The sequence below is a fragment of the Rhodococcus sp. MPR-R1B genome (genome assembly GCF_058793255.1).
On sequence record NZ_JBXAFO010000001.1, the window covers coordinates 33,529 to 45,399 of the forward strand.

The 11,871-nt window shown below is 63.4% G+C and carries 12 protein-coding genes; 7 read left to right on the forward strand and 5 right to left on the reverse strand.

Features of this window, described 5'->3' with window-relative positions; all coding sequences use genetic code 11:
• Positions 1–42 precede the first annotated feature (42 nt).
• Positions 43–492 carry a nuclear transport factor 2 family protein gene (locus tag AC1Q61_RS00170; RefSeq protein ID WP_007731417.1) on the reverse strand — a complete coding sequence of 150 codons (450 nt, stop codon included), beginning with the start codon at positions 490–492 and terminating at the stop codon, positions 43–45.
• Between the two features lie 138 nt (positions 493–630).
• On the opposite strand from AC1Q61_RS00170, the gene AC1Q61_RS00175 reads away from it, so the two are divergent.
• The 6 genes from AC1Q61_RS00175 to AC1Q61_RS00200 all read left to right on the forward strand — a co-directional run bounded on the left by AC1Q61_RS00175 (position 631) and on the right by AC1Q61_RS00200 (position 6,100).
• A complete protein-coding gene (locus AC1Q61_RS00175; RefSeq protein WP_003939719.1) occupies positions 631–1,353 on the forward strand; it encodes an IclR family transcriptional regulator in 723 nt (240 codons plus the stop codon).
• Between the two features lie 114 nt (positions 1,354–1,467).
• A complete protein-coding gene (locus AC1Q61_RS00180) occupies positions 1,468–2,433 on the forward strand; it encodes a pirin family protein (protein WP_007731415.1) in 966 nt (321 codons plus the stop codon).
• Position 2,434: 1 nt separating this feature from the next.
• Entirely contained in the window at positions 2,435–3,181 is a 747-nt protein-coding gene (locus AC1Q61_RS00185; protein WP_003939960.1) for a pirin family protein, read from the forward strand.
• Positions 3,182–3,296: 115 nt separating this feature from the next.
• Positions 3,297–4,079, forward strand: a complete 783-nt coding sequence (locus tag AC1Q61_RS00190; protein WP_003940511.1) for a pirin family protein — start codon at positions 3,297–3,299, stop codon at positions 4,077–4,079.
• A 44-nt stretch (positions 4,080–4,123) separates the two neighbouring features.
• Positions 4,124–5,050 (forward strand): PaaI family thioesterase, encoded by a 927-nt coding sequence (locus AC1Q61_RS00195; RefSeq protein WP_042452744.1) that lies wholly within the window; start codon positions 4,124–4,126, stop codon positions 5,048–5,050.
• A 66-nt stretch (positions 5,051–5,116) separates the two neighbouring features.
• The gene (locus AC1Q61_RS00200; RefSeq protein WP_042926419.1) at positions 5,117–6,100 is read left to right on the forward strand and encodes an intradiol ring-cleavage dioxygenase; all 984 of its coding nucleotides are present in this window, start codon (positions 5,117–5,119) and stop codon (positions 6,098–6,100) included.
• A 13-nt stretch (positions 6,101–6,113) separates the two neighbouring features.
• Here the strand turns inward: AC1Q61_RS00200 and AC1Q61_RS00205 are convergent, their stop codons facing one another.
• Genes AC1Q61_RS00205 through AC1Q61_RS00215 form a run of 3 tightly spaced genes read right to left on the reverse strand, consistent with a single transcriptional unit; the run spans position 6,114 to position 9,392 of the window.
• Entirely contained in the window at positions 6,114–8,474 is a 2,361-nt protein-coding gene (locus tag AC1Q61_RS00205; protein ID WP_058037707.1) for an ATP-binding cassette domain-containing protein, read from the reverse strand.
• A 52-nt stretch (positions 8,475–8,526) separates the two neighbouring features.
• Positions 8,527–8,937, reverse strand: coding sequence for a VOC family protein (locus tag AC1Q61_RS00210; protein ID WP_003940539.1), 411 nt, complete (start codon positions 8,935–8,937; stop codon positions 8,527–8,529).
• A gap of 5 nt (positions 8,938–8,942) precedes the next feature.
• Complete coding sequence (locus tag AC1Q61_RS00215) at positions 8,943–9,392, reverse strand: helix-turn-helix transcriptional regulator (RefSeq protein WP_030535180.1); 450 nt, start codon at positions 9,390–9,392, stop codon at positions 8,943–8,945.
• Positions 9,393–9,504: 112 nt separating this feature from the next.
• On the opposite strand from AC1Q61_RS00215, the gene AC1Q61_RS00220 reads away from it, so the two are divergent.
• Positions 9,505–11,463, forward strand: coding sequence for a M13 family metallopeptidase (locus tag AC1Q61_RS00220; protein ID WP_492650754.1), 1,959 nt, complete (start codon positions 9,505–9,507; stop codon positions 11,461–11,463).
• Between the two features lie 67 nt (positions 11,464–11,530).
• Here the strand turns inward: AC1Q61_RS00220 and AC1Q61_RS00225 are convergent, their stop codons facing one another.
• Positions 11,531–11,857, reverse strand: a complete 327-nt coding sequence (locus tag AC1Q61_RS00225) for a YnfA family protein (protein WP_003940244.1) — start codon at positions 11,855–11,857, stop codon at positions 11,531–11,533.
• Positions 11,858–11,871: the final 14 nt, after the last annotated feature.

The following is an 11,871-nucleotide window of genomic DNA, read 5'->3' on the forward strand; positions in this document are numbered from 1 at the left end:
TTCTCCTACTGAATATTGTTGTGCAAGAAACATTTCGGTACTTCAAGCTTGTTCGGACGCTCGGGGCGCGTCGTCGCGAGAAACGGTGCGGCGGGCGATCTTCCACTCCTCACCGACCCGAACCACGTGATCTGTGACAGTTGTCATCCGCACCAGTCGCGAGTCTCCGCCGCGAGCGGTGGCAACGATCTGCAGGTACCCGTGCACTGTGAGAGCACTCTCGTCCACCGCCTCGACGACGAGATTGGTCAGAACGTGGCGATGCACCTCGTCGGCAGCTTCCGCCGCAGCGAAGAAGCGAGCAGCAAAAGCCGCAAGGTCGTCGAAACCGACCACGGGTTCCGGATAACTGGGGGAATGAAACTCACCGCCATCGGTGAATGTCTGCGCCCAATCCTGCTGGCGCCCAGAGTCTATGCAATGACTCTGGTGGCCGTACAGCTGGTGGATTGCGGCAACGTCCTCCGTTGCCACGACGCTGTAGTTGCTCATGAAGGTTCTCTCCGAACACGCTGCGCTGCATCCACCCGAAGGTTGTGCAGCTTCGTAAAGTGTGCGATAATCGCACACACTGTGCGATATGTTCAAAGCGTAGGTGGCATACCTCACAAACGTCAAGAAAGGGATTTGATGTCAGAGCTGAGCGAGGAACACCGACCGCGCAAAAGTGCAGTTCAAGTGGACTCCAGCATGTCGAAAACGCTGCACCACGGACTCGAGATCCTGGAACTCCTGACGTCTTATCCGCACGGCTTGTCGGTCACCGACATCGCCGACGGAGTGGGAGTCCACCGAACCGTCGCACATCGGTTGATCCGCACGCTCGAGGCTCATCACCTGTGCCGCAAGGACTCCTTCAAGCGCGTCACTCTCGGCGCCGGCCTGGTCACCCTCGCCGAACCGGTGGAGCAAGATTTGCGCACTCTCGCTCGCCCGATACTTCAAGAACTTGCCGAGGCCACCGAGGCGACAGCGCACCTGGTGGTCCGCGAGAGCGATACCGAAGTGCGCGCGCTGATGGTGGTCGAACCACGCAGCGCCAAGGTTCACGTCGCGTTTCATCCAGGGCAGGTCGATCCGATCGACCGCGGCTCCGCCGGGCTTTCCATCCTTGCCTCACTCCCGCCGACGAGCGGGGAACGAGAGGAAGTGACGGCGGCACGCGCACGCGGCTACGCAGTGACCGTCGGCGAGGTCATCCCGTCCGTCCTCGGAATCTCGGCAGTCATCCCCGGCAGACGCCGCGACGCCATCTCCAGCCTCGGAATTTCCGTGTTCGACTCCGAGGACCAAGCAGCGCTGGGCGCCGAGGTCATGGCAGCGGCAAAAACCCTCGGCAGCATGTTGCGCTGATCCGAACACCAGTCGAGCCCCGGGAATACCCGGGGCTCGACTTTGTTGACTCCGAATGAGATAGTTGAACAATCAACTACCTGACATCAGCTTCACGGATACAAGGAGTACGACATGCCTGCTGTGACAGTCGAGAACATCTTGGCCCTGCCCCGTCTCGACGAGCCGGCAGAGTCAGCAGTCGACCGCCCCGTCAAGAGCATCACCACCGCACCGGTCGGATACGAAGGTGAAGGCTTTCCCGTTCACCGCGCCTTCGCCGGCATCGACCTCTCCGCCCTCGATCCCTTCATCCACATGGACCAGATGGGCGAGGTCAACTACGCACCCGGAGAACCCAAAGGCACACCGTGGCACCCGCACCGCGGCTTCGAAACCGTGACCTACATGATCGACGGCATCATGGAGCACCAGGACTCCAACGGTGGCGGTGGCATTATCGGCGGCGGCGACACCCAGTGGATGACCGCGGGTGGCGGCATCCTCCACATCGAAACTCCGCCGGAGCACCTCGTCCTCAGCGGCGGCCTTTTCCACGGCGTCCAACTGTGGGTCAACCTGCCTCGCGACAACAAGATGGCATCTCCGCGGTACCAGGACATCACCGGTAACAAGGTGGCCCTGCTTTCCTCGCCGGACGGCGGAGCCTTGGTACGCGTCATCGCCGGAGACATCGCCGGCCACGCCGGACCTGGTTCGACGTACACACCGATCGCGCTCTCCCACACGACTGTGGCCCCGGGTGCGAGCCTGACGCTTCCGTGGAACCCCGAGTTCAACGCGATCGTCTACGTGCTCGCCGGCGAAGGCACGGTCGGGGCAGAGCGTCGGCCCATTCGTGTCGGACAGACAGCTGTCTTCGGACGCGGTGACTCCATCACCGTCGCCGCCTCCGATCGCCAGGATTCACGGACCGAATCTCTCGAGGTATTCATCCTCGGCGGCAAACCGATTCGTGAGCCCATCGCGATGGCCGGGCCGTTCGTCATGAACACCAAGTCCGAGGTCATGCAGGCCTTCGAGGACTTCCAGGCCGGACGCCTGGGATCCATCCCGGCGGCACACGAGACGCTGAGCTGACATGTCGTCGGTAGTCGTCCAGCGAGCTGACGAACGTGCGCATCTCAACTACGGCTGGCTCACGGCGCGTCACAGTTTCCCCTTCGCCGGAAACTTCGATCACGCCGCGTACGCGCATGGACTTCTGTTGGTGAACAACGACGACATCATCGAAGCCGACTACGGTTTCGACACTCATCAGCACCGCGACACCGAGATCGTGACGTGGGTGCTCAGCGGATCTCTGGTTCACCAGGATTCCGCTGGGCACTCCGGGGTCATCCATCGCGGACTCGCGCAGAGAATGAGCGCCGGTACCGGAATCCTGCACTCCGAGCGCAACGATCGCTTCCGGGCCGACGGCTCACGTGTCACCGAGCCCGTTCACCTCGTCCAGATGTGGATACCCCCGGACGAATCCGGAGTGACTCCGAGCTATCAGGAACTCGACATCAACTCCGAACTCGACGGCGGTGGCCTGATCACCCTGGCGTCGGGGATGCCCGCGCATCGCGACCACAGCGCGATCAGCTTGCACAACAAACATGCGGCACTGCATGTTGCTCGCCTCGAGACCGGTGGGTCGGTATCTCTCCCGGATGCGCCGTACGTGCACGGCTTCATCGCCGGTGGCACTGTCGACGTCGAGGGAGTCGGATTGCTCGGTCCGGGAGATTCGTTGCGACTCAAGGATACTGGCGGTCAACGAGTCGAGGGAATCGGCGATGCGGAGATACTCGTGTGGGAGATGCACGCGTCGACGAACTGACGACACCACCGAGTACGCCCAATGTTCGGACTACACAGCAGGTTCGTCGTAGGGTGGATGCCGGTAGTGGCGGATCCCGATTGTGGTGGATCCCGGTGGTACAGAAGGAGGAGCCATGGCATCTGGTCGAGCACAGGCCCCACGGACGACACCGCACATCGATGTGCACCGCTCCGGCGATCGCTTGAAATCCCGCGTCTCCTGGCTGGATTCGAAACATTCGTTCTCGTTCGGACAGCACTACGATCCGGACAACACTCATCACGGATTGCTGCTCGTCAACAACGACGACACCGTACTGGCGGGAACCGGTTTCGACACCCATCCGCACAAGGACATGGAAATCGTGACCTGGGTGCTTCGCGGTTCGCTCGTGCACCAGGATTCCATCGGCCACACCGGCGTCATCTATCCGGGACTCGCCCAGCGCATGAGCGCCGGTACCGGAATCATGCACAGTGAGAAGAACGATTCGTGGCGTATCGGCGGCGAACAGCATTCCGACCCCGTGCATTTCATTCAGATGTGGGTGGTACCGGACGAAGGTGGACTGACCCCCGGTTACGAACAGCTCGAGATCGACGACGAACTGCTGCGCGGCGGTCTGATCCCGGTTGCCTCCGGGATGGAGCGCTACAAGGATCATTCGGCGATTCGCATCAACAACAAGAACGCCGCCATGCATGTCGCACGCATTCTGCCGGGCACCTCCGTGAATCTTCCGGGCGCACGGTTCCTGCACGTCTTCGTCGCGCAGGGCACTGCCGAGATGGAGGGCGTCGGCACACTGTACGAAGGCGATGCTGTCCGGTTGAGCGATTCGGGTGGCCAGCAGCTGACCTCCGACGCCGGGGCCGAAGTCCTCGTCTGGGAGATGCATTCACGTATCGGTGGTTGAGACCCGGTCTCGGCAGGACTCGGCGCGCTGGAGATACTCGACAGATGAGCATCGACAACTCCGCCGCGCCCGTCAAGAAGCTTGACCCACTCAACACATTGATGGGTGTGCGCGCCGTTTCGGTCGAGCCCGGGGACCTGGCCTTCGCGCAGGCCGTCGGCGAGCGATTCCACGATCACCGTGGCAAGACCGTGCTCGGTTCCATCGGAGTCATGATCGACGGTGCCATGGGTGGCGCGGTGTACTCGGGACTGACCTCGGGCCATCAGTCCGTGCTCGCGCAGGTCACGGTCAGTGCGGGCGCCGACATCCCCGACGTCGCGGACGTCGGTGCCACCGGAACACTCGTGCATCTCGACGACGGCGTCGGACTCGCATCCGGGCAACTTCGCGACGAGAACGGCACCCTTCTGGCAGTGATGGCCGGTCGCGCCATGGTGGTCTCGCGTCCCCCCGTCGTGGGAATCGACGACTACGTGGAGGGCGAGCCGCTGCCCGTCCCGACGCCGGAGAAGACAAGCGACCTGAGCGGGTTGTCCGGGTCCGACGTCGTCGAAGGAATCCGCGACGGCAAACTCGAACGCGGTCCACTCGCCGGACTCCTCGATCTTGCTGTCGTCGACGTGACCCCAGGTTCCGTCGTCGGTGAGTTCGCACCCGTGGCCTGGATGGCCAACCCGTTGGGCGCCGTTCAGGGCGGTGTCCTCATCTCGGCAGTCGACGCCATCACTGGCCTGTCTGCCCAGACCCTGACCAGCGTCGACCAGGACTATCGCGTCCTCGACCACAAGATCGACTTCCTGCGCTCACCCGACATCGGCGGGCCGGTCATGCGCGCCGAGGCCTCCGTGATTCGTGCCGGGCGCAGGCTCGCGCTGATCGAAACTCGCATCGTCGACGCCGGCGGACAGGTCTATGTGCGGGCCACTTCGAGCATTCAGATGCTCTCCCAGCAAGTTCACAGCGGATAACCAGTTCCGCACCAGGTCGCCCGTCCACCATTGAGACAACAGCCCACACAATGGAGGTACAGCGGCGTGAACAAAGACATCGAAGCGAGCAGGCTGCGCGTGAGCCGTCGGCGGGCTCTCGCCCTCGGCGGAACCATCAGTCTCGGCGGGCTCATCGCAGCGTGCTCCGGCAACAGTGGCACCGCCACGACGACTTCGGCTGCGGCTGCGTCGACGACAACCACTTCCGGCACCTCCGCCGCGGCCACGTCCGGCGACGCTGTCACCGCACTTCTGGCCAAAGCACCGCAGTGTGTCATGAGCAAGGAAGAGACGCAGGGTCCCTACTGGTTCGACGTCGACTCCATTCGCGGCGACATCCGCGAGGACCGTCCGGGCACCACGCTGCAGGTTGCGATGCGCGTGCAGGACAACAGCCAGTGCAACGTCGACGGCAGCATCGGCGCGGTCAGTAACGCCGTCGTCGAGATCTGGCACTGCGACGCCGGCGGCGTGTACTCCGGCTTCGAATCCGGTTCGCTGAGCGCCAACGGCGGCGGCGGTGGCGGAACTCCCCCGGCCGGCGGGATGGGTGAACCTCCGTCAGGTGCACCCGGAGGCGGAATGGGCGAACCACCGTCAGGCGCCCCCGGCGGAATGGGCGGCGGCATGGGAGGGTCCGGTGAGACCTCCGACGGTTCGTACAGCGTCGGCGACACCGAAGCCACCACCACCGACGACGGTACCTATCTGCGCGGGGCGCAGACCACCGATGCAAACGGCATCGCACAGTTCACCACGATCTTCCCCGGCTGGTACATGGGCCGCACCACCCACATCCACGTCAAGGTTCACATCGACAAGAAGACGGTCCTCACGTCGCAGACCTTCTTCGACGAGACCCTTCTCGACGAGGTGTACTCGCAGTCCCCGTACAGCGAGCACACCGGTCGTGAGAACAACACGAACAACGCCAGTGACGGCATCTACGACGACACCGGCCTCATGACCGTCGAAAAGCAGTCGGACGGGTCCTACCTCGCCGTCATCAACCTGGGTATCGACGCCTGAGGTAGGAGCCCGGTCAGCTGCCGACGTATGCCGCGAGGTGCTTTCCGGTGAGGGTGGAGCCGTCGGCGACGAGCTCCTCGGGAGTGCCCTCGAAGACGATCCGACCGCCGTCGTGACCCGCACCAGGGCCGAGGTCGATGATCCAGTCGGCGTGTGCCATCACCGCTTGGTGGTGCTCGATCACGATGACTGACTTGCCGGAATCGACCAGTCGATCGAGCAGGCCGAGCAACTGCTCGACGTCGGCCAGGTGCAGTCCGGTGGTCGGCTCGTCGAGGACGTACACGCCGCCCTTCTCACCCAGGTGGGTTGCCAGCTTGATGCGCTGACGCTCACCGCCCGACAGCGTCGTCAACGGCTGGCCGATCGTGAGGTATCCGAGCCCCACGTCGACCAGTCGGACGAGGATCTTGTGCGCAGCGAGGGTCTTGGCCTCACCGTCGCCGAAGAACTCCTCGGCCTCGGCCACCGACATCGTGAGAACCTCGTTGATGTCCTTGCCACCGAATTTGTATTCGAGTACCTCGGCTTGGAAGCGCTTGCCCTCGCACTCCTCGCAGAGAGTGGCAACGCCGGCCATCATCGCCAGGTCGCTGTAGATGACGCCGTTGCCGTTGCACGTCGGGCAGGCGCCCTCGGAGTTGGCACTGAAGAGCGCCGGCTTCACGCCGTTGGCCTTGGCGAATGCCTTGCGAATCGGGTCGAGCAGCCCCGTGTACGTCGCCGGGTTGCTCCGACGCGAGCCGCGGATCGCACTCTGATCGACCGACACCACGTCTTCGCGTTTCGCGAGTGAGCCGTGGATCAGCGAACTCTTGCCCGACCCTGCCACACCGGTCACCACGACCAGTACGCCGAGCGGTACGTCGACGTCTACATCTTGGAGGTTGTGTGAGTTCGCTCCACGAATCTCGATTGCTCCGGTGGACTCCCGCACGGTCTCTTTGATTGCGGCCCGATCGTCGAAGTGACGGCCGGTTACGGTGTCGCTGGCACGAAGGCCCTCGACGGTGCCCTCGAAGCAGACGTTTCCGCCGGCGCTACCCGCACCCGGACCGAGGTCGACGATGTGGTCGGCGATCACGATCGTCTCCGGCTTGTGCTCGACCACGAGCACGGTGTTGCCCTTGTCGCGCAGGCGCAGCAGTAGGTCGTTCATCCTCGCGATGTCGTGCGGATGCAGGCCGGTGGTGGGCTCGTCGAAAACATACGTGATGTCGGTGAGCGAGGAACCCAGGTGACGAATCATCTTGGTGCGCTGAGCTTCACCGCCGGAGAGGGTTCCCGACGGCCGATCGAGACTGAGGTAGCCGAGTCCGATCTCCACGAACGAGTCGAGCGTTTCACCGAGCGTCGTGAGCAACGGCGCGACCGACGGTTCCTTCAGTCCGCTGACCCATTCCGCGAGATCGCTGATCTGCATCGAGCAGGCGTCGGCGATGTTGACGCCCTTGATCTTCGACGACCGCGCCCCCTCGCTCAGTCGCGTCCCGTCGCATTCGGGGCAGGTGGTGAACGTGATCGCCCGCTCGACGAAAGCCCGGATGTGGGGCTGCATCGCGTCGACGTCCTTGGCCAGGAACGACTTCTGAATCTGCGGAATCAGACCCGTGTACGTCAGGTTGATGCCTTCGACCTTGATCTTGGTCGGCTCTTTGTAGAGCAGATCGTTCAGTTCCTTCTTGGTGTACTTCTTGATCGGCTTGTCGGGATCGAAGAAACCGCAGCCGCGGTAGATCCGGCCGTACCAACCCTCCATGCTGTAGCCGGGGACCGTGATCGCACTCTCGTTGAGCGACTTGGTGTCGTCGTACAACGCGGTCAGATCGAAATCGTTGACCGCCCCTCGTCCCTCACACCGCGGACACATGCCGCCGGTGATCTTGAAGCTGCGACGCTCTTTCGTCTGACGTCCGCCGCGTTCCATCGTGACCGCGCCTGCTCCGGAGATCGAGGCCACGTTGAACGAAAACGCCTGAGGCGAACCGATGTGAGGCTTTCCGAGACGGCTGAACAGGATGCGGAGCATCGCGTTGGCGTCGGTGGCGGTTCCGACGGTCGAGCGCGGGTCGACTCCCATCCGCTGCTGATCGACGATGATCGCGGTGGTCAGGCCGTCGAGAACATCGACGTCCGGCCGCGCGAGCGTCGGCATGAATCCTTGAACGAAAGCGCTGTAGGTCTCGTTGATCATCCGCTGCGATTCCGCGGCGATCGTACTGAACACCAGCGAACTCTTCCCCGAACCGGAGACGCCGGTGAATACCGTCAGCCTCCGCTTCGGGATCTCGACACTGATGTCTTCGAGGTTGTTCACCCGCGCGCCTTGCACGCGGATCAAATCGTGGCTGTCTGCGGTGTGCAAGGCAGTCATCGTGTCTCCATCTGTCAGTCGATCGCCGACGGTCTCAGCGCAGTTGACGGGCTCAGCGCAGTTCTTGAATACGGATCAGGTTTCCCGCTGGGTCCCGGACGGCGCAATCGCGAACGCCGTACGGCTGCTCGGTCGGTTCCTGGACGACGTCGATGTCGCCGGCCTGAAGCCGTTCGAACGTGTCGTCCAGATCTTTGGTGGCCAGGAGAAGTCCGCCGTAGGTGCCCTTGGCCATCATCTCGATGATGGTGCGGCGCTCCTCGTCGGTGATTCCGGGATCGACGGCCGGCGGATGCAGCACGATGGAGGTGCCGGGCTGGCCGGGCGGCCCCACCGTGATCCAACGCATCCCGTCGTAGCCGACGTCGTTGCGAACCTCGAAGCCGAGCGTGTCGCGATAGAAGTTCAGGGCGGCTTCAGGGTCGTCCTGCGGAAGGAAACTCGAGTGAATGGTGATGTCCATGGCGATCACGTTAATTGCGGCTGCGCGGTCTGCGCTTCTCGATTCCTGATCGGTCTGGTGACTTGTTTGGACACGCAGGACGGCATTCCTGCCGTCGACTGCTCGGCCTCGCGCCGATAGACACTGGGCGGAACCCCCACCAATTCGGTGAACTTGCTGCTGAAAGTGCCGAGAGAGCTGCAACCGACCTCGAAGCAGACGTCCGTGACACTGAGGTCTCCGCGCCGCAGTAACGCCATCGCTCGCTCGATTCGCCTGGTCATCAGGTAGGCGTACGGCGGTTCTCCGTATGCCTGACGGAATTGGCGACTGAGATGCCCCGCAGACATGTTCACTCCCCGCGCGAGCGCCTCCACGTCCAGAGGCCGCGCGTACTCCCGGTCGATACGGTCTCGCACACGTCGTAGTCGCGCGAGGTCCTGCAGGTGCGGATCTGCGGCAGGTCTGCTGGTCACGTATTCGATCGTGCCATGCCATACCGACGTTGCCCAGCACAAGAGATGAACTCGGCGTGGAGCGATCGCGCACACACCGAGCAGTTCGTCATGATCGTGTAAGGATGGAGAAATGACCACGGCTCATCGCTCAGGCATCGACCTCACCCACCTCGACGGCGACACACGGGCGCAGGACGATCTGTTCGTCCACGTCAACGGAAAATGGCTCGCCGAATACGAGATTCCGGCAGACCGCGCAGTCGACGGGGCCTTCCGGACGCTCTACGACAAGGCCGAAGAAGACGTACAGACCATCATCACCGAAGCCGCGGAGTCCAACTCGGCCGCCGGTACCGATGCACAGCGCATCGGCGACCTGTACTCGAGCTTCATGGACGCCGACGCCGTGGAGGCCGCAGGCCTCGGCCCCATCGACGACGAGCTCGACGCCGTCGCCGATGCGCCGGACCGGTCGTCGCTGGCCACCGTGATCGGACGCCACCAGCGCGTCGGCGTCGGCGGTGCCATCTCGCATTACGTCGACACCGATGCCAAGAACTCCGAGCGGTACCTGATCCACTTCAGCCAGTCGGGAATCAGCCTCCCCGACGAGTCGTACTACCGCGAGGACAACTACGCGGAGATCCGCGAGAAGTACGTCGCGCACATCGACAAGATGTTCACCCTCGCCGGCGTCGGCTACGACGCCCAGCGTGTGTTCGAGCTCGAGAAGAAGATCGCGGCCGGGCATTGGGACGTCGTCAAGCGTCGTGACGCAGATCTGAGTTACAACCTGGTGGGCTTCGAGGAACTGACCGAACAGAACCCCGGTTTGGACTGGGCGGCATGGCTGTCCGGTCTCGGCGCCGATTCGGAGAAGTTCGCCGAGATCGTGGTTCGCCAGCCCGAATTCCTGCACACCTTCACCGCACTCTGGGCGTCGGAGTCACTGGACGATTGGAAGGCATGGGCGGCGTGGAAGGTGCTTCATGCCCGCTCTCCTTACCTGCATTCGGCGCTGGTCGACGAGACCTTCGCTTTCTACGGCACCACGCTCTCGGGAACCGAAGAGAACCGTGAGCGCTGGAAGCGCGGGGTAAGCCTGGTCCAGGATCTGCTCGGCGAGGCCGTCGGCAAGCTCTACGTCGATCGACACTTCCCCGCTGAGGCGAAGACCCGCATGCTGGAACTGGTCGCCAACCTGCAGGAGGCGCACCGCCGCAACATCTCCGACCTCGAGTGGATGAGCCCGCAGACTCGTGAGGCTGCATTGGCCAAGCTCGAGAAGTTCACCCCGAAGATCGGTTACCCCGACAAGTGGCGCGACTACGCTGGTCTCGATATCTCGGCTACCGACCTGGTGGGCAACTACCGTCGCGGATACGCCGCCGAGTACGACCGTGACCTGGCCAAGCTGGGTGGCCCCGTGGACCGTGACGAGTGGTTCATGACGCCGCAGACCGTCAACGCCTACTACAACCCGGGCATGAACGAAATCGTGTTCCCCGCAGCCATTCTCCAGCCGCCGTTCTTCGACGCCGCAGCCGACGATGCCGCCAACTACGGGGGTATCGGCGCCGTCATCGGCCACGAGATCGGTCACGGGTTCGACGATCAGGGCGCCAAGTACGACGGCGACGGCAACATGGTCGACTGGTGGACCGACGAGGATCGTAGCGAATTCGGCAAGCGCACAAAGGCTCTCATCGAGCAGTACAACGAGTTCGAGCCCAAGGAACTGCCGGGCCACCACGTCAACGGTGAATTCACGATCGGCGAGAACATCGGCGATCTCGGCGGGCTGTCGATCGCGATCGCGGCGTACAAGATCGCGACCGAAGGTACCGAACCTCCGGTCATCGACGGACTCACCGGTCTGCAGCGCGTGTTCTTCGGGTGGGCGCAGGTATGGCGCACGAAGGCCCGTGAGGCCGAAGCGCTTCGCCGTCTGGCCGTCGACCCCCACTCGCCGCCGGAGTTCCGGTGCAACGGCGTCGTCCGCAACCTCGACACGTTCCACGAGGAGTTCGACGTCAAGCCCGGTGACGCACTGTATTTGGAGCCGGAGAAGCGTGTGAAGATCTGGTAGCAGGGGCAAGCCCCTGTGCGCGCTCGAGGACCCCCTGGACTCCCTGAGCGCGCACGGGGCCGAAGGCCTACCGGGCGTACATGATCACCCCGACGCCGACCAGACAGATCAGCGCACCGGCGATGTCGAAACGATCCGGGCGGAATCCGTCCATCACCACCGCCCACAGCAGTGAACCTGCTACGAAGATCCCGCCGTACGCGGCGAGAATGCGCCCGAAGTTCGCATCGGGTTGCATGGTGGCGACCAGACCGTAGAGGCCGAGCGAGATGACGCCGAGCCCCACCCAGATCCATCCCTTGTGCTCGCGAATTCCCTGCCACACCAACCACGCGCCCCCGATTTCGAGCAGCGCGGCGAGTACGAACAGCAACAGCGAACGTGCGACGGTCATGCCGCACACAGTAT

Bases quoted from the DNA above. Each gene is read 5' to 3' on its own strand.
- AC1Q61_RS00170 (WP_007731417.1), bottom strand. From the start codon at position 492: ATGAGCAACTACAGCGTCGTGGCAACGGAGGACGTTGCCGCAATCCAC.
- AC1Q61_RS00175 (WP_003939719.1), top strand. From the start codon at position 631: ATGTCAGAGCTGAGCGAGGAACACCGACCGCGCAAAAGTGCAGTTCAA.
- AC1Q61_RS00180 (WP_007731415.1), top strand. From the start codon at position 1,468: ATGCCTGCTGTGACAGTCGAGAACATCTTGGCCCTGCCCCGTCTCGAC.
- AC1Q61_RS00185 (WP_003939960.1), top strand. From the start codon at position 2,435: ATGTCGTCGGTAGTCGTCCAGCGAGCTGACGAACGTGCGCATCTCAAC.
- AC1Q61_RS00190 (WP_003940511.1), top strand. From the start codon at position 3,297: ATGGCATCTGGTCGAGCACAGGCCCCACGGACGACACCGCACATCGAT.
- AC1Q61_RS00195 (WP_042452744.1), top strand. From the start codon at position 4,124: ATGAGCATCGACAACTCCGCCGCGCCCGTCAAGAAGCTTGACCCACTC.
- AC1Q61_RS00205 (WP_058037707.1), bottom strand. From the start codon at position 8,474: ATGACTGCCTTGCACACCGCAGACAGCCACGATTTGATCCGCGTGCAA.
- AC1Q61_RS00210 (WP_003940539.1), bottom strand. From the start codon at position 8,937: ATGGACATCACCATTCACTCGAGTTTCCTTCCGCAGGACGACCCTGAA.
- AC1Q61_RS00220 (WP_492650754.1), top strand. From the start codon at position 9,505: ATGACCACGGCTCATCGCTCAGGCATCGACCTCACCCACCTCGACGGC.
- AC1Q61_RS00225 (WP_003940244.1), bottom strand. From the start codon at position 11,857: ATGACCGTCGCACGTTCGCTGTTGCTGTTCGTACTCGCCGCGCTGCTC.